The 15,042-nt window shown below is 72.6% G+C and carries 14 protein-coding genes and 6 tRNA genes; 7 read left to right on the top strand and 13 right to left on the bottom strand.

Going from position 1 to position 15,042, the window contains the following annotated elements; genetic code table 11:
* Positions 1-52: 52 nt before the first annotated feature.
* The 6 genes from IEY86_RS04730 to IEY86_RS04705 form a co-directional block, all read right to left on the bottom strand.
* Positions 53-460 (bottom strand): VOC family protein, encoded by a 408-nt coding sequence (locus tag IEY86_RS04730; protein WP_189130223.1) that lies wholly within the window; start codon positions 458-460, stop codon positions 53-55.
* 10 nt (positions 461-470) lie between these two features.
* The gene (locus IEY86_RS04725) at positions 471-917 is read right to left on the bottom strand and encodes a helix-turn-helix transcriptional regulator (RefSeq protein ID WP_189130222.1); all 447 of its coding nucleotides are present in this window, start codon (positions 915-917) and stop codon (positions 471-473) included.
* A 211-nt stretch (positions 918-1,128) separates the two neighbouring features.
* Positions 1,129-1,200: transfer RNA gene (locus IEY86_RS04720), tRNA-Val, on the bottom strand.
* Positions 1,201-1,223: 23 nt separating this feature from the next.
* A tRNA-Val gene (locus IEY86_RS04715) sits at positions 1,224-1,298 on the bottom strand.
* Positions 1,299-1,336: 38 nt separating this feature from the next.
* Positions 1,337-1,407, bottom strand: a tRNA-Cys gene (locus IEY86_RS04710).
* A gap of 26 nt (positions 1,408-1,433) precedes the next feature.
* Positions 1,434-1,506: transfer RNA gene (locus IEY86_RS04705), tRNA-Gly, on the bottom strand.
* Positions 1,507-1,822: 316 nt separating this feature from the next.
* Here IEY86_RS04705 and IEY86_RS04700 point away from each other — a divergent pair.
* The 3 genes from IEY86_RS04700 (at position 1,823) to IEY86_RS04690 (ending at position 4,780) form a co-directional block, all read left to right on the top strand.
* A complete protein-coding gene (locus IEY86_RS04700) occupies positions 1,823-2,896 on the top strand; it encodes a chorismate-binding protein (protein WP_373286955.1) in 1,074 nt (357 codons plus the stop codon).
* Positions 2,893-3,714 carry an aminotransferase class IV gene (locus tag IEY86_RS04695; protein ID WP_189130220.1) on the top strand — a complete coding sequence of 274 codons (822 nt, stop codon included), beginning with the start codon at positions 2,893-2,895 and terminating at the stop codon, positions 3,712-3,714. Before IEY86_RS04700 ends, IEY86_RS04695 begins: the two co-directional genes overlap by 4 nt.
* Before the next feature lie 223 nt (positions 3,715-3,937).
* Positions 3,938-4,780 carry a GNAT family N-acetyltransferase gene (locus tag IEY86_RS04690; RefSeq protein ID WP_189130219.1) on the top strand — a complete coding sequence of 281 codons (843 nt, stop codon included), beginning with the start codon at positions 3,938-3,940 and terminating at the stop codon, positions 4,778-4,780.
* A gap of 57 nt (positions 4,781-4,837) precedes the next feature.
* Here the strand turns inward: IEY86_RS04690 and IEY86_RS04685 are convergent, their stop codons facing one another.
* Complete coding sequence (locus IEY86_RS04685; protein WP_189130218.1) at positions 4,838-5,356, bottom strand: DsbA family protein; 519 nt, start codon at positions 5,354-5,356, stop codon at positions 4,838-4,840.
* Positions 5,357-5,560: 204 nt separating this feature from the next.
* Between IEY86_RS04685 and IEY86_RS04680 the strand changes: the two genes are divergently transcribed.
* Positions 5,561-6,058, top strand: coding sequence for a hypothetical protein (locus IEY86_RS04680; protein ID WP_189130217.1), 498 nt, complete (start codon positions 5,561-5,563; stop codon positions 6,056-6,058).
* Positions 6,059-6,275: 217 nt separating this feature from the next.
* On the opposite strand, the gene IEY86_RS04675 is transcribed toward IEY86_RS04680, so the two are convergent.
* Both IEY86_RS04675 and IEY86_RS04670 read right to left on the bottom strand, forming a co-directional pair.
* Complete coding sequence (locus tag IEY86_RS04675) at positions 6,276-6,857, bottom strand: CGNR zinc finger domain-containing protein (RefSeq protein ID WP_189130216.1); 582 nt, start codon at positions 6,855-6,857, stop codon at positions 6,276-6,278.
* 255 nt (positions 6,858-7,112) lie between these two features.
* Positions 7,113-7,526 carry an SsgA family sporulation/cell division regulator gene (locus IEY86_RS04670; protein WP_018382204.1) on the bottom strand — a complete coding sequence of 138 codons (414 nt, stop codon included), beginning with the start codon at positions 7,524-7,526 and terminating at the stop codon, positions 7,113-7,115.
* Positions 7,527-7,746: 220 nt separating this feature from the next.
* Here IEY86_RS04670 and IEY86_RS04665 point away from each other — a divergent pair, with 220 nt between their 5' ends.
* Together IEY86_RS04665 and IEY86_RS04660 are read left to right on the top strand one after the other, a co-directional pair.
* Positions 7,747-8,226: a TIGR02611 family protein gene (locus IEY86_RS04665; RefSeq protein WP_229698155.1), complete on the top strand. Its 480-nt coding sequence runs from the start codon at positions 7,747-7,749 to the stop codon at positions 8,224-8,226.
* Between the two features lie 57 nt (positions 8,227-8,283).
* Positions 8,284-8,355 (top strand) — tRNA-Val (locus IEY86_RS04660).
* A gap of 347 nt (positions 8,356-8,702) precedes the next feature.
* Here the strand turns inward: IEY86_RS04660 and IEY86_RS04655 are convergent.
* Positions 8,703-9,821, bottom strand: coding sequence for a PP2C family protein-serine/threonine phosphatase (locus IEY86_RS04655; protein ID WP_189130214.1), 1,119 nt, complete (start codon positions 9,819-9,821; stop codon positions 8,703-8,705).
* Between the two features lie 56 nt (positions 9,822-9,877).
* Positions 9,878-13,357 (bottom strand): SCO7613 C-terminal domain-containing membrane protein, encoded by a 3,480-nt coding sequence (locus tag IEY86_RS04650; RefSeq protein ID WP_189130213.1) that lies wholly within the window; start codon positions 13,355-13,357, stop codon positions 9,878-9,880.
* 158 nt (positions 13,358-13,515) lie between these two features.
* Here IEY86_RS04650 and IEY86_RS04645 point away from each other — a divergent pair.
* A tRNA-Val gene (locus IEY86_RS04645) sits at positions 13,516-13,590 on the top strand.
* A 517-nt stretch (positions 13,591-14,107) separates the two neighbouring features.
* Here the strand turns inward: IEY86_RS04645 and IEY86_RS04640 are convergent.
* On the bottom strand, positions 14,108-14,518 hold the full coding sequence (locus tag IEY86_RS04640; protein WP_229698154.1) for an ATP-binding protein: 411 nt from the start codon (positions 14,516-14,518) through the stop codon (positions 14,108-14,110).
* The gene (locus IEY86_RS04635; protein ID WP_189130212.1) at positions 14,508-14,798 is read right to left on the bottom strand and encodes a hypothetical protein; all 291 of its coding nucleotides are present in this window, start codon (positions 14,796-14,798) and stop codon (positions 14,508-14,510) included. Before IEY86_RS04635 ends, IEY86_RS04640 begins: the two co-directional genes overlap by 11 nt.
* Positions 14,799-15,042: the final 244 nt, after the last annotated feature.

The raw sequence follows: 15,042 nt of genomic DNA, 5'->3' as shown, positions 1-15,042 counted from the left end.
CCCGTTCGCGCGTCCGGGGCTTGTTCCACGCGGGCCCCGGTCCTGACCAGGGCTACTTCTTCGCCTGCGAGATCCGCACCATGTTGCCCGAGGGGTCACGGAAGGCGCAGTCCCGCGGCCCCCAGGACTGGTCGATCGGCTCCTGGAGCACCTCGGCGCCGGAGGCCTGGACCTTCTCGAAGGTGGCGTCGAGATCGTCGGTGCGGAAGACCATCATCGGCAGGACGCCCTTGGTCAGCAGCGCCTGGAGGGCGTCGCCGTCGGCCTGGGAGCGTCCGGCGTGCGGCTCGGAGAGCACGATCTCCAGGCCCGGCTGGGCCGCGCTGCCGAGGGTGACCCAGCGGAAACCGCCCGAGGCCACGTCATTGCGCACCTCCAGGCCGAGTGCGTCGCGGTAGAAGGCGAGCGAGTCGTCCACGTTGTTGACGGTGATGTTGCAGTACTGAAGTGCGATGTCCATGAGAGCAACGCTAAGCGGCGGCCGGGTCGCCCGCTTCTCCAATCCTGCTCGACGGTGACCCGGCCCTGCTCGGCCGGGTGCTCAGCTTCGCCATGCACGCGGGCATCGCCGCAATGGCGGAGTGCTCGCGGCCCCGGTACGCGCTCGGCGTCTCGCCCACCAGCTCGGTGAAGCGCGAGCTGAACGAGCCGAGCGACGTACAGCCGACCGTCATGCAGGCGTCGGTCACGCTCATCCCGGCCCGCAGCAGCGCCATCGCGCGCTCGATCCGGCGGGTCATCAGATAGCTGTACGGGGTCTCGCCATAGGCCGCCCGGAACTGCCGCGAGAAGTGCCCGGAGGACATCAGCGCGTGGCGGGCCATTGTCGGCACATCGAGCGGACGCGCGTACTCCCGGTCGATCAGGTCCCGCGCCCGCCGCAGGTGCTCCAGGTTGGCGAGGTCTTCCGGGGTCATGAGAGGAGGATACGGGCCGCCGAGGGTCCCCGGCTACGATCACGTCGCCGACTCGGTGGGGCCGGCGCTGCTGGTGGTGCTCGAGACGCCGACGCCGGCCGAGCGGCTCCATCCGACGTCCTCGACGGCCAACGCCGAAACGGCCAACGCCGAAATGACGAGGCCGACGCGAGTCCGCGCTTTCTGCGGACCCGTGTCGGCCTCGTCCTCGTGGACGATACTGGGATCGAACCAGTGACCCCTACCGTGTCAAGGTAGTGCTCTCCCGCTGAGCTAATCGTCCTTACCAGCAGGTCCTCGCGGACCTGGTGGGCGATACTGGGATTGAACCAGTGACCCCTACCGTGTCAAGGTAGTGCTCTCCCACTGAGCTAATCGCCCGTGAAGCTTCCCGCGCTGCGGCACCGTCGGCTCCTCGGAGGTGGAGACGGGATTTGAACCCGTGTAGACGGCTTTGCAGGCCGTTGCCTCGCCTCTCGGCCACTCCACCGAGGGGGGCTCGAGGAGCCCCCATCGAGCGGACGACGGGATTCGAACCCGCGACCCTCACCTTGGCAAGGTGATGCTCTACCAACTGAGCCACGTCCGCGTGCGCCTCCCCCGGGCTACGTCCGGGAGGGACTCCCGCCGGGCCACTTCCGTGCCCCGGCGACGTCATGAACTCTAGCGGATTCCGGAGCCAGCTCAAATTCCGTTATCCGCAGTGTGCTGGCCAGGTGCCGGTCAGCGGCCCTTCCCCCTCCGCTCGCATCCGCCGACCGGTGCGCCCGACACCCCGCCCGGCACCCGACCTACACTCGCACCACCCCCAGGGGTGATTACCAGGACGCATGTGCGAATCATGTGTCTCTTGCGCCCCCAGCACCACACCGGCACCAGGAAGCACCGTGACCGAGCTCGCCCCCATGGCCCGCTTCGGCGGCCGCATCGCCACCGACCTGCGGGACGTCACGACCGACCCGGCCGCGCTCGACTCCTCCGGCTTCTGGGCGGTCGTCGCGGACTTCGAGGGCCGGATCCTGTGCGCGCGCTTCGGCACCGTCCGCCCCGCGCGCCCGCACCGCCCGGTGCCCGGCCGCTGGCACGGGCCCGACCGCACCGCCTGGACCTCCTCCATGGACGAGGCCGCCTACGTCGACGGGGTCCACCGCATACGTGAGCGCATCGCGGAAGGCGCGGTCTACCAGGCCAACCTGTGCCGGGTACTGTCCGCGCCGCTGCCCGACCCCGCTGCCGCCGACATCGACGAGCTGACCGCCGTCCTCGCCCGCGGCAACCCCGCCCCCCATGCCGGAACGGTCCGCCTGCCCGCCCACGGGGTCGAGGTCGCCACCGCGTCCCCCGAGCTCTTCCTGCGCCGCACCGGCTCCACCGTGCTGTCCGGCCCCATCAAGGGCACCGGGCGCACCCCCGCCGACCTGCTGGACAAGGACCGCGCCGAGAACGTGATGATCGTGGACCTCGTCCGCAACGACCTCGGGCGCGTGTGCGCCACCGGAACGGTCACCGTCCCGCGGCTGTGCGCCGTCGAACCCCATCCCGGGCTGGTCCACCTGGTCTCCACCGTCCGCGGCGAGCTGCGCCCCGGCGCCGGCTGGGCGCAGCTGTTCGCCGCGACCTTCCCCCCGGGCTCGGTCACCGGAGCACCCAAGTCCAGTGCCCTGCGCATCATCGAGGAGCTGGAGACCGCCCCCCGCGGCCCCTACTGCGGAGGCGTCGGCTGGGTGGACGCCGACCGCGGCGAGGGCGAGCTCGCCGTCGGTATCCGCACCTTCTGGATCGACCGAGCCGCCACCGAGGGCCCCGTGCTGTGCTTCGGTACCGGCGCCGGCATCACCTGGGGATCGGAGCCCAAACGCGAGTGGGACGAGACAGAACTGAAGGCCGCCAGGCTGCTGGCGGTAGCGTCGGGAGCGAGCGAGTACGGCGACCTGGGCACGGGGACCGGCGACCAGGCGATGGAGAGGATTCAGCGGTGACGATCTGGGTGGACGGCGGCCTGCGGGACGTCGACAGCGCGACAGTGTCCGTGTTCGACCACGGGCTCACCGTCGGCGACGGCGTCTTCGAAACACTCAAGGCGCAGGAGGGCCGGGCGTTCGCGCTGACCCGCCATCTCGAGCGCCTCACCCGCTCCGCCCGCGGGCTCGGCCTGCCCGATCCCGACGCCGACGAGGTCCGGCGCGCCTGCGAGGCCGTCCTGGAGGCCAACCCGGCACCCCTCGGGCGGCTGCGCGTCACCTACACCGGCGGACTGTCCCCGCTGGGCTCGGACCGGGGCGAGGCGGGCCCGACGCTCGTGGTCGCCCTCGCGCCGACGAGCCGCCGCCCCGACAGCACGGCCGTCGTCACCGTCCCGTGGACCCGCAACGAACGCAGCGCCGTCGCCGGTCTGAAGACCACCTCCTACGCGGAGAATGTGGTCGCGCTCGCCCGCGCCCGCGAGCAGGGTGCCTCCGAGGCGGTGCTCGGCAACACCACCGGCGCGCTGTGCGAGGGCACCGGCTCCAATGTCTTCGTCGTGCTCGGCGGACGCCTGCTGACTCCGCCGCTGGAGTCCGGCTGCCTGGCCGGGATCACCCGGCGGCTGGTGGCCGACTGGTGCGGGGCGGAGGAGGCCGATCTGCCGCTGGCCGCGCTGTTCGAGGCGGAGGAGGTCTTCCTGACCTCCTCGCTGCGCGATGTGCAGGCCGTGAACCGCGTGGACGGCCGGGAACTGCCCGGCGCGCCCGGACCGGTGACGGCCAAGGCCATGGAGGTGTTCGCCGAGCGGAGCGCGGCCGACATCGCCCCGTGACCGTCCGCAGCGGCGGGTATGGGTCCATGAGCACGGCGGGGCGAGCACGGGCGCGGTGAGCAGGATGAGCACGGGCGCGGTGGGATTGGGGGCGGTGGGGTCGGGGGCGAGGGGTATGCACTGGACGAGGCCGTGCGGGGCCGCCGCACGGCGGTGACCGGCGGGACAGGCCAGGGACGGGTCAGGGACGGGCCAGGGACGGGCCAGGGGACGGGGGAACGCGATGACGACGACGCTGAGGCCGAAGGAGCCCGAGGAGCGCGGACCGGACGCGGCGCGCAGGCGCCGATACGCGGTCTGCGTCAACAGCCGGGAGGCGGGCGAGGTCGTCGTCGGGGCCAAGCGCTCCCTCGGCGCACTCGTCGGCGAGGTCGGCGAGCTGCGCATCGACGAGGCGGACCGCCGCCGCGGTCGTGGCACGGTGGCCGCCCTGGCCGCTGAGGAAGTGCTGCGGCAGTGGGGCTGCGAGAGGGTCGAGATCAAGGTGCCCGGCGGGGCGGAACCGGCGCTGCGGCTGGCGTCCGCGCTGGGGTACACCGAGATGGCGCGGCACATGGCCAAGCGCCTGGGGCGGGCGCCCCAGCACCTTCCCCTGCCCGACGGTATGACCGTGCGGCCCATGGGCGACGACGAGTACCCGGCCTGGCTGGAGGAGCAGAAGGCCGGGTACATCCGCGACTGGGTCGAGGCCGGGCTGTCCCCGGAGCGGGCGCGCGCCAAGGCCGAGCAGGGCTACCGCGACCTGCTCGCCGACGGACCGCGCACGCCGGGGACGGTCCTGCGGGTCCTGTCCGGCGACGGCGCCAGGGTCGGCGTGGTGTGGGTCGGCCTTCGCGGGCCCCTGCGCCCCGAGCAGGCATGGGTGTACGACGTGGAGGTCGGGCCCGGCTTCCGGGGGCGCGGCCACGGGCGCACGCTGATGCGGATCGCCGAGGCGGAGTGCGCCGCCGCCGCGGTGGCCGAGCTGGGACTGAACGTCTTCGCGGCCAACGCTCCCGCGAAGCGGCTGTACGAATCGCTGGGTTTCACGATCACGGACCACTACCTGGCCAAGCCGCTGCTGTAGCCGTGGGCGACTCCTCGCGCACAGGCCTGTCCCAGGAGCGGTCTTCGCCCGGGCGGGCTACCCCCCGTCGCCGCCCGCCAGGAGCCGGTCCACGATCCGCTCGACGCGCTCGCGCAGCCCCTCCTGGCTCCTGCCTCCGTCGAGCCGCACGCCGTCGATGACATACGTCGGGGTGCCCGTGACGCCGATGGCCTTGCCCTCGGCGAGGTCCGCGTCGACGATCAGGAAGTGCCGTCCGTCGATGAGCGCGGTGTCGACCTCGGCGGCGTCGAGGCCGAGCTCCTCGGCCACCTCCAGGAGCACCTTCTCGCCTCGCTCGCCCAGTTCCTCCGCGCGGGAGAGCACCGCTTCGACGTAGGGCCAGCCCTGGCCCTGGGCGAGTGCCTCCTCGGCCGCCTGCGCGGCGGGGGTGGCCATCCTGTGCTTCTCCAGCGGGAAGTGCCGCAGATCGATGGTGAGGGCGTCGCCGTAGCGTTCGCGCAGGGCGCGGATGTCGTCGAGCGCGGTGCGGCAGTCGGGGCATTGCAGCTCGCACCAGACCTCGAGGACGGCGCGGCGGCGTGGGGCGTCACTCATGCGGTGAAGTGTGGCACCTTCCGCGCGGCGGATCGCGCCCAGGGAGGGGCGGCCCCCGGGAACGCCCGGATCGGGTCCCTGAGTTTTCCCCGGTAACGGGCCGGCGTCATGGCCTTCCACCCGTGCGCGGAGGCAGGATGGGAGGGAGAGTGACGTCTACGGGGGTGGAGGCGGTATGTCCGCGACGGCTGAGGCGGCGACGGGATGCTGACGGCAACGGTGTGCATCGCCCTGTCCGGGGCGGGGCTTGCGATCACGTTCGTGACCGCTTGGCGGCGCCGGTATCTGGCGGCGGCGCGCCTGGCGGCGTGGTCTCTGCTGCCCATCGGTCTGTACATGACCGGGGTGCTCCCGCTGGGGGAGAAGATCGGCAGGGCGATCGGGAAGTGGGGCGCCGACCTGGTCTTCAAGCCGACCGTGTGGGCCGGTGTGGTGGTGCTGGCGCTGTCCGCGCTGCTCTTCCTGGTCACGCGCTTCGCCGGGCGCAGGGCGTCGGGAGACAGCCCGCGGATCGAGGCCCCGAAGGCGTCCCCCAAGGCGTCCCCGAAGGCGTCCTCGCAGGCGTCGAAGGGCGCTCCGGCGGCGGTGGAGCCTGCCGCGAAGCGCCCGGCTGCCACCCGTAAGGGCTCGGCCCGGGGCGGCGATGACGGCCTGTCGGACTTCAAGGAGATCGAGGAGATCCTGCGCAAACGCGGAATCTGACAAGTCCTCACATTAGTGGGCCATTGTCATCCGACGGATAATTCGCCCGGTCTGATGAAACGTCATTCCCTTTATCGCTGAACTCTCGATCGAGCACCCGGGAATTTCCTCTGTGTGACGTTCCCGTACTCCTTGTGATGGAATTGCGTAATCCGCAGAGATGTGCGGTGCGAGATTTCGCTTTCGGGCTTTCGCGGCCGGGGCGCCGGGGCCGGGCTCAGTCCGCCGGGCCGCTCGGGGAGGGCACCGCGGCCTCGCGCCGGCGTGCCCGGTAGGCGGCGACGTGCAGTCGGTTCCCGCAGGTGCGGCTGTCGCAGTAGCGGCGCGAGCGGTTGCGGGAGAGGTCCACGAAGGCACGGCGGCAGTCGGGCGCGTCGCAGTACCGCAGCCGTTCCCGTTCACCGGCCACCAGAAGGAATGCGAGCGCCATGCCGCCGTCCGCCGCGATGTGCTCGGCGAGTGCCGCGCCCGGCGCGAAGTAGTGCATGTGCCAGTTGTAGGCGTCGTGGTCGGTGAGCTGCGGGGTGGTTCCGGCCTCGGCCACCATCGCGTTCAGCAGTTCGGCCGCCACACGGTCGGACCCGGCGTGGTGGACGGCGCGGAACCGGTCCCGGGTGGTGCGCACCGCGGCCAGATCGCGCTCGTCGAGTCCGCCCACGTCGCTTATCCGGTGCGCCTTGACGAAGGCCCGCAGCGCGGGGACGTCCGGCAGGCCCTCCTCGCCGTTGCTCCGCGGATCGGTGTTGAGCAGGTCGACCACGCAGTCGAGCGCACACCGGGTGTCGTGGGTGATCAGCACGGGATGGCCCCCTGGCCCGTCAGGTGTCGCTGCGGTTGGGCACGGCTGGTGCGCCGCGCGCTCTGACGGGTGACTGTAGCGCGGGAAGACGCGGTCGCGAACGAGCGAAGCGCCACCGCACTTGGACGATCATCCAAGTGTGGCGGCGCTCCGGCGAAGCCTTGGTGCCGTGCTGTTGAGCCTTGCGGGCCGTTGCTGGCCATCTGGGTCTGGCTCGTGCCGTGCCCCCGAGTAGGACGGCGAGAGCGTCGGGCCTCAGCTCTCCGCGAGGATGTGCGAGAGCTCGGTGTCCAGGTCGAAGTGGCGGTGCTCGGTGCCGGGCGGGACCGCGGCGTCGGTGCGCTTGAGGAAGGATTCCAGCGCGCGTGCGGGAGCCTCCAGGAGGGCCTCGCCCTCCGGGGAGCTGAGTGCGATGCACACGACGCCCTGACCGTGGCTGCGGGACGGCCAGACTCGGACGTCGCCGGTGCCGGTGGGCCGGTGCAGGCCCTCGGCCAGGAGGTCACGGGCGAAGACCCAGTCGACGGTCTCGTCCGCGCCGGTGTGGAAGGTGGCATGCACGGCGTAGGGATCGGCCGTGTCGTACCGCAGGCCCGCCGGGACGGGCAGTGAGGATTCGCTCGACACAACGAGGCGCAGGTGCAGCTCGCAGCTGACCGTGGTGTTCATAAGCGCCAGGGCCTTTCGCTCAGTGTGCGCTCGGGGATTCGCACGTCGGCGAAATCGACATGCCACCTGGAAGGACGTTGTAAACCCCTCTGCCCGGATTGTGAAGCTTCGGGTACCCCGTCCGGCTCAGCGTTTTCCCAGGCACAACCGCCGTTCCGGTGAAAGGCAAAGGTCGGGTAACTTTGGTGCCATGACAGCGGGGAGTGACGATCGGCGGTCCGTGCCGACGGATGAGGTGCCGGCGGCCGGTCCCGAGGGCGAGTCCGCCGAGGGTGGCGCGGGCGGCGGCGCCGAGGCCGGCGCACCGGGGCACGCCGAGGACGAGGCGGCCGCGGACGCCGGTGAGCGGGTCTTCGGATCCAAGGCACCGATGTTCATCAAGCGCTCCAGGCCACTGCATGTGACCTGGCAGGTCGGCGTCTTCCTGGTGGGAGTCGCGATCATCGTCGCCGGGATGGCGATGCTGGTACTCCCCGGGCCCGGCTGGGTCGCCATCTTCCTGGGCCTGGCGGTGCTCGGCACCGAGTTCGTCTGGGCGCAGCGCGCCCTGCGCTGGAGCAAAGAACAGGCCACCAAGGCAGCCCACAAGGCGCTCGATCCCAGGACCCGCAGACGCAATCTGGCCTTCCTCGTGGCCGGACTCCTGCTGGCCGCCGGCGGGATCGCGATCTACATCCACGAGCGGGGTGTGCCCTGGTGAACGAGGCCGCGGCGCACTGACCACCCCCCGCGGTGCGGTAGTGTTTTCCCTGCGCCCGGGCGATTAGCTCAGCGGGAGAGCGCTTCGTTCACACCGAAGAGGTCACTGGTTCGATCCCAGTATCGCCCACAAGACCGAGACCGACGCATGTCCGCGGAGAGCGCGGACGGGCGTCGGTCTTGTCGTTTGTGCTCGGCTTCGCCTCGCGGGCGGGGGCTTTGCCACCCGCACCCCCGGGCGGGGGGTGTCCGCGGAGAGCGCGGACGGGCGTCGGTCTTGTCGTTTGTGCTCGGCTTCGCCTCGCGGGCGGGGGCTTTGCCACCCGCACCCCCGGGCGGGGGGTGTCCGCGGAGAGCGCGGACGGGCGTCGGTCTTGTCGTTTGTGCTCGGCTTCGCCTCGCGGGCGGGGGCTTCGCCACCCGCACCCCCCGGAAGCGGGGGCTTCGCCGCCGTCGGTGGTGCGCGGACGCGCCGGGTCACCTGCGGCGCAGGGCCAGCATCGCCGCGTCGTCGCTCGGGCCCGGCCGGGCGTAGGCGCCCAGCTCCGCCCCCAGGGCGTCCAGGAGCGCCTGGGGGTCGGTGGTGCTCAGCCTCGGTAGCCGTTCCGCGAGCGGATAGAAAGTGCCCGCCCCGTCACGGGTCTCACTGACCCCGTCGGTGTAGAGCAGCAGCGTGTCCCCGGAGTCGAAAGGCACCTTGTCCACCCGGTAGGCGCCCTCACTCAGGTCCAGCAGGCCAAGCGGCGGCGCGGTGCGCGGCGGGTCGACCGACATGGCCCTGCCGTCCTTCAGCAGCATCGGTGAGGGGTGGCCGCAGTTGACCAGTTCCGCCTCGCGGCCCCCGTCCGGCACCCTCAGCAGTACGGCCGTCACGAACGCGGCCATGCCCTCCTGCGTCCTGCCGTCGCCGACGCTGTGCGACACCGTCAGGTCCAGACGGGCAGCCAGCGACGCGAGGTCGCGCTCGCTGCGCGACAGTTCCCGGAACGCCCCCAGGACGTCGGCGCCGGTGCGCACCGCGGTCAGCCCCTTGCCGCAGACGTCCCCCAGCAGAACGCACACGCCGTACGGGGTGCGGGCCACGTCGTACACATCGCCCCCGATGCTCGCCCCCTTGGTGGCCGCGCGGTAGCTGACCGCGACGCGCAGGGGACCGACCTTGGACGGCACGGGGCGCAGCACGACCCGCTGGGCCGCCTCCGCGATGGCTCTGACCACGTCCAGTTCCCGCTGCTGGCGGTCCCACAGGGTGACCGCCGCCGCGCTGGCGAAGGTCAGCCCGACGATGACGAACAACTGGGTGACGTCCTCGGGGGAGGGGTGGCTGGCGTGCTGCGCCAGCAGGGCGCAGGCGGCGATGCTCCCCGCGGTGATCGGGCGCCACACCTGGTTGGTGCCGATTCCCGCGAGGGCGGGTGCCGCGGCCAGCAGCGGCGTGAAGACCTCGTCGTGGGTGGTCGCGGTGTTCAGCACGAGGATGGCCGCGATGATCAGATACGGAAGCAAGCGCAGTGGGGTGGCCTCCCGGCGCAGTCGGGAGGCGTTGGGGCGCTGGACGGTCTGCCGCTGCGCGTCGGCCGCGGCCTGCTCAACCATCACAGATCAGTACATCACGCCCGGAGGGGGAAATACCGGCCCTGAGCCCCGGGCGTTCAGCTCATCCGCCCGAGGGTCCCGCGCAGCCGCCGGATGTCGCGCAGCCGGTGCTCGTACGTCGCCCCCACGGCGAGCAGGAGCGCTCCGGCCAGCGCCGGCGGGACCCAGCGGGGCAGCCGGTCGACGACCTGTATGACGGTGGGCGCGAGCTCGTGCGCCGCCACCAGGGCGAGGACGCCCGCGCCGAGCAGGAGCGGGGCCCGCAGGCGGTACCGGGCGCCGGCCAGCGTCACGGCCAGGGCGGCCGTTCCGAGCAGGAGCGGGCGCGGCCAGTCGGGGTCCGTCCACGCGGCGGCCAGGCTCGGCAGCATCGTGGCGCCCAGCCCCGGTGCGTACGCCGTCCAGGAGGACAAGGCGGGGTCCTTGCGGCGGCGCAGCCACCCCACCAGGAGCGCCGCCACGGTCACGGGCAGCGAGTAGGCCTCGGGGGCGTGGACCGAGGAGTCGGCCAGCCGGATCCAGGCGGCCAGGACCAGCAGGACCGTGCCCGCGCAGGCCGCGCGACGGCGGTCCCGGCGTATCGCGGTGCCGAGCGCGATCACTCCGGTCAGGGCGAGGGAGAGAGCCAGGAGCGCCGTGTCGTGCGCGGTGAGCGCCACGGCGGCGACGGCCGCCGCGTAGCCCGTGACCTCGATCGGGACACCCTCCGGGCGGGCCCTGAGTCGGGCGGCGAGCGGCACCGTGGCCGCCGCCACGGCCAGCACGGGGAACGCCGCGTACGCGGCAACGGGGTGCACGGCCCAGGAGAGGGCGGCGGCCTCGGCGCAGGCGGCCGACACCGCCGCGCAGGCCGTCTGCGCCCGTACCGGAGCGGAGCGCGCCCGGGCGGCGCAGCCCGCCGCCAGCACGGTGGCCGCGGCGAGGACGATGAGCGTGGCGGAACGTTCGGCGAGCGACCAGGTGGCGGCCGCGGCGGTGGCGCTGAGGGCGGCGGCCGAGGCGACCAGTGCCGTCATGCCCTTCCGGGCGGCGGCGACCGCGAACAGGGCCGCGGCGCCCATCACCACGCACGCCGGAGCCGCCGGGTACGGCAGCCCCGTCGAGCCCGTGACGACGACCAGGACCACCGGGGCCGTCGAGCACGTCGTCGTCTCCGCCCAGGCCCGGCCTCCTGCCACCGCGGCCGCCAGGACCGCGCAGACCGCCGAGAGCAGCACCACGGCCGCGAGCAGGAGGGAGGCGGACGTCATGGCACCCGCGGCCATGTCACTCGCACCCGACCAGGGCGCGTCCAGCGGGCGGAACGGCCGCGCCAGCGCCTCCACGAGTGCGGGAGCGGACAGCAGCGGTGCCAGCGCGGCGAGGGCGGCCGACTCGGTGAGCGCCACGCCCCGCCACTGGCCGGGCCTGAGCCACGCGGCGGCGACCGCGCACAAAGCCGCGAGCGCCGTGACCGGACCCGCGCCCTCTCCAGGCACGGCGAGGCCGATGGCGAGCAGTGCGGGAACGGTGCCCACGAAGTCCAGGGCGGTGGACTCGACGCGTCCCCGTAGCGCGGGGACGGCGGCCAGGGCCAGGCAGCCCGCGCGGACGGCCAGCACGGCGAAGGCCGCGCCATGGGCCGGGACGCCGAGCGCGAGCGGACCCGCCCAGGCGAGCCCGGTCGCGGCGAGCACCGCGCCCGAGGTGGCCGTGGCCCTCACCGCCGGCTCGTTGGCCAGGAAGGCGGAGGCGGCGAAGGCGGTGAGGAGCAGGCCCAGCGCCGCGAGGGTCATGGGCCGTTCGGCGAGCGACCAGCCGGAGGCCGTGGCGGCCATCGCCGTCCCCGCGGCCAGGCAGGTGCGGGCCGCGTCCGTGCGGGCCACGAGAGCGGAGGCGGCGAGCAGGGCCCCGGAGGAGAGGACGAGCACCGGCACGGCCAGGGTGTAGGGCAGATCGAGGGCGAGCGGTGCCACGGCGGCCGTGGCGGCGCCCATGGCGATCGCCGCGCACACCAGGCGGGCCGAGCGCCGCCCGGTGGGGCGGGCCCCGGCCGTGCGCGCGTCGGCCCCGCGTTCATCGGTCCTGTGTTCATCGGCCGTGCGCTCATCGGCCGGGCCGGACCATTGGGACGCGGCCGCGAGGACGGCGGCGGTCGTCGCGAGGACCACGGCGACGGCGGCGGAGCCAGGCCAGACCAACTCGGGGGAGAGCGCGGCCCGGGAACCGCGAGGTGCTCCGTCCCATGCCGAGTGGCCCCATCCCAGGGGAGCGGCGACCGCCGTGGCGAGCGCGGGAGCCGCCCACAGCAGCACGGCCGTGTGCACGGCGGCCGCGGCCGCGGCGAGCCCGGTGGACAACCGCTTGGGGAACCCGGTCCGCGAGGCCGCGAAGGCGACCGTGCCCAGGGCCGCCACCGCGGCGGCCAGGTAGCCCACGATCCGCCAGTCGGCGTGCAGAACGGTCCGGCCCAGCCCGCCGACAGCCGCGATCAGCGCGATCCCGGCGACGGCGGCCAGGAGCGAGGACCAGGTGTCGGCGTCGGGGCGTGCCCCACGAGGAGCGGTCGGCTTCGGCAGGCGGTGGGCCGACCCGAGGGCGAGCGCCGCACCTGCGGCCAGCAGGGCGGCGGCCTCGGCCGCGTCCAGGACTGCGTCGGTGCGGAAGGACAGAACGAGCGCGGTGACCGTCCCACTGAGTCCGAAGACCGCCCCTGCGGCGGCGGCGATGACGCGCACCGCCCGTCCGCCGGGGCGGACGGCGAGCCCGACCGCGGCATCGAGCGCCGCCGTGGCCAGCAGCCCCGTCACCATGCCGTGGACACCGGGCGTGAGCGCCGAGGCGAGGAGGTTGAACGGCAACTGCGCCAGGACCAGGGCGGTCGGCGCGGCCAGCCGCAGTCCGACCCGTCGGCCGTAGTACGCCCATCCGACACTGAGGACAGCGAGGCAAACGGCCGCGTAGCCGGGCCCGTTCACCGAATCGAGGCCGGCGAGACCGGTGTGGCGTGCGGCGTAGGTGTCGAGGACCGCCAGCGCGAGGCCGAGTCCGGCGACGGCCTCGGCGGTCGCGGCCAGCTCGCGTCGCATCAGCCGCACCGGGACCGCCAGCGCGATCAGCGTCATGGCGAGCAGCACGGCGGCCCGGCCGCCGATCCCCAGATGACCCCAGCTGACGACGGTGAAGGCGACGGCGGCCACGGTGAGGAGCACCCCGCCGAGGGCCAGCAGCATGTTCTGGACGGTCGGGGGCGAGGCATCCCGCTTCGGCCGCGCCGCCGCCGGGGCCTGCCCGGGGAGGCCCCACACGGGCCCGGCCGCTCGCGGGACGGGAGCCGCCATCTGCACGACCGTCAGGGCACGCAGCGCAGCGAGCAGTTCGGCGCGGCGGTGCAGCAGCCCGGTACGCCGCTGGTCGATGTCGGAGAGGGTCCGGTCCACCTGCCACAGCTCGGCGGCGAGGGGGCCTTCGAGCGGCAGACGGCAGCGCGGGCAGGCGCGGACGGCGTAGGGCAGCGGGACCCCGCAGCCGGGGCAGGGTGCTGACTGGTGCGGCATGCCCCGAGTCTCGACACGTGTGACGGCGGGCACATGGGTACCGCTACTCAACTCGCGATGAGTACGGGAGCGGCCGGACCGCGCAATGCCGTTTGAACGAAGCCTCGGCCGCCCTGTATTGTTCTCGAGTGCCCGCGGGGGAGACCCTGCGACATTCCGGGCGATTAGCTCAGCGGGAGAGCACTTCGTTCACACCGAAGGGGTCACTGGTTCGATCCCAGTATCGCCCACCACAAGAAGACAACTGGAACCCGGTACCTTCCAGGGGCTGCCCACCAGGGCGGCCCCTGTTGGCTCCACGGCAGCACCCGTCCCCGGCTGGGGAAGGCGCTGTGCGCGTTCGGCGGCCGGTTGTACGGCCCAGAGGCCGGCCGGGGCCGCCTGCCCGTCTGCGGGGCCGTGACTGCTGTTCTAGGCCGTGTGCAGGCTTTCGAGCGGCTCCTTGATTTGATGGCTCCTGCGGATGCCGCCGTTCGGTTCCTCGTGGATGGACTAGGGCCTCGAAGAGAGCCCGGTTCAGTCGGCGGCGAGGTACGTGTTGCCGTGCCGGGTGGTGGCGTGCTGGATGATCATCCTTCGACGCTCGACGCGCTCTCGTCGGTGACGCACACCGCGCGGTACAGCTTCCGGCTGTCGCTGTCCGCCCGAATCACGTAGTTGCGGAACCGAGCGGTTCGACGAGGGGACACGTGCGCACTCCAGAGAAAGCCTGACGAGGGGATGACGGAACACGGGTGACCGAGGGGCGTTTCAGGTCAGCCCAATGGCGCACCACACGACTTTGCCACCGGTCGGAGGCTGGAAGTACCCCCCACTCCTTGGAGAGGGCTTCCACGATGAAAAGCCGCCGTTCTCGCCTTCAGGGCTGACCTGTGTCCTGCGGACCGGCGGTCGGTGGAAGCCGTCCGCAACCTCGACCACGAGTTCGCCGGGCAGGTAGCGCAGCGTCAGCACGATCCGGGTCACCGGAGCACCCGGGGTTTCCTCGCAGATCCGCACCGCGTTGCTCACCAGCTCGCTGACGCACAGCTCAACCGTGTCGGTCCGCTCGGCCATCAGACCCCAGGCGCCGAGTACATCCCGTGTGTGACGCCGAGCCCAAGGAGAAGCTTCGAGCTGGGCGGCCAACTCCAGTCGGCTGGTGAAATGCTCACTGTCCACGGCTCGCCTCCTGCCAGGAAGTCGCGGTCGCTTCACAGCGTTTGGCGAGCCACAGCGTGCCGCCAATCTCTCGTTCGACCTCGTCCTTCATGATCTCTGCCGAGATCGGGACCTGGTGGAGGTGTTCGGGCGAGGACATGACGACGTGGCGTACGTTCTTGGCGTGGCAGTGGGTCACAACTTCCTGCCACGCCTTGAGCTGCTGCCATTGGGCCTCGACGAACAGGTCAGCGAGCCGCGAACCGCGCGCTTCAGCGAAGGCCGGCAGGTCGCGCTGCAAGCTTGGGGTGTTGTGGGCATGGTGTCGGCTCCTTGCCGCCCCGTGTCGGCTGGGGGGAAAGCGGGGCCTCCCGAGCCTGCTGGGGGCCAGTCGGCAGGCCAACGGCGGCCGCGAATAGGCGGGTATACGTCTGGTGTATTCGCCGTCCCGGGGCCGTATGCGGCAATACGCTGGGTAGGCATGGCCAGGGGCACCAAGGGCGGGAGCGACGGCAATATGGCACCACAGCAAGCGGCCCGCTTCT

It is taken from the genome of Wenjunlia tyrosinilytica (assembly GCF_014646055.1).
GTDB classification, from domain to species: domain Bacteria; phylum Actinomycetota; class Actinomycetes; order Streptomycetales; family Streptomycetaceae; genus Wenjunlia; species Wenjunlia tyrosinilytica.
This window is presented reverse-complemented; position numbering and strand designations above follow the sequence as displayed.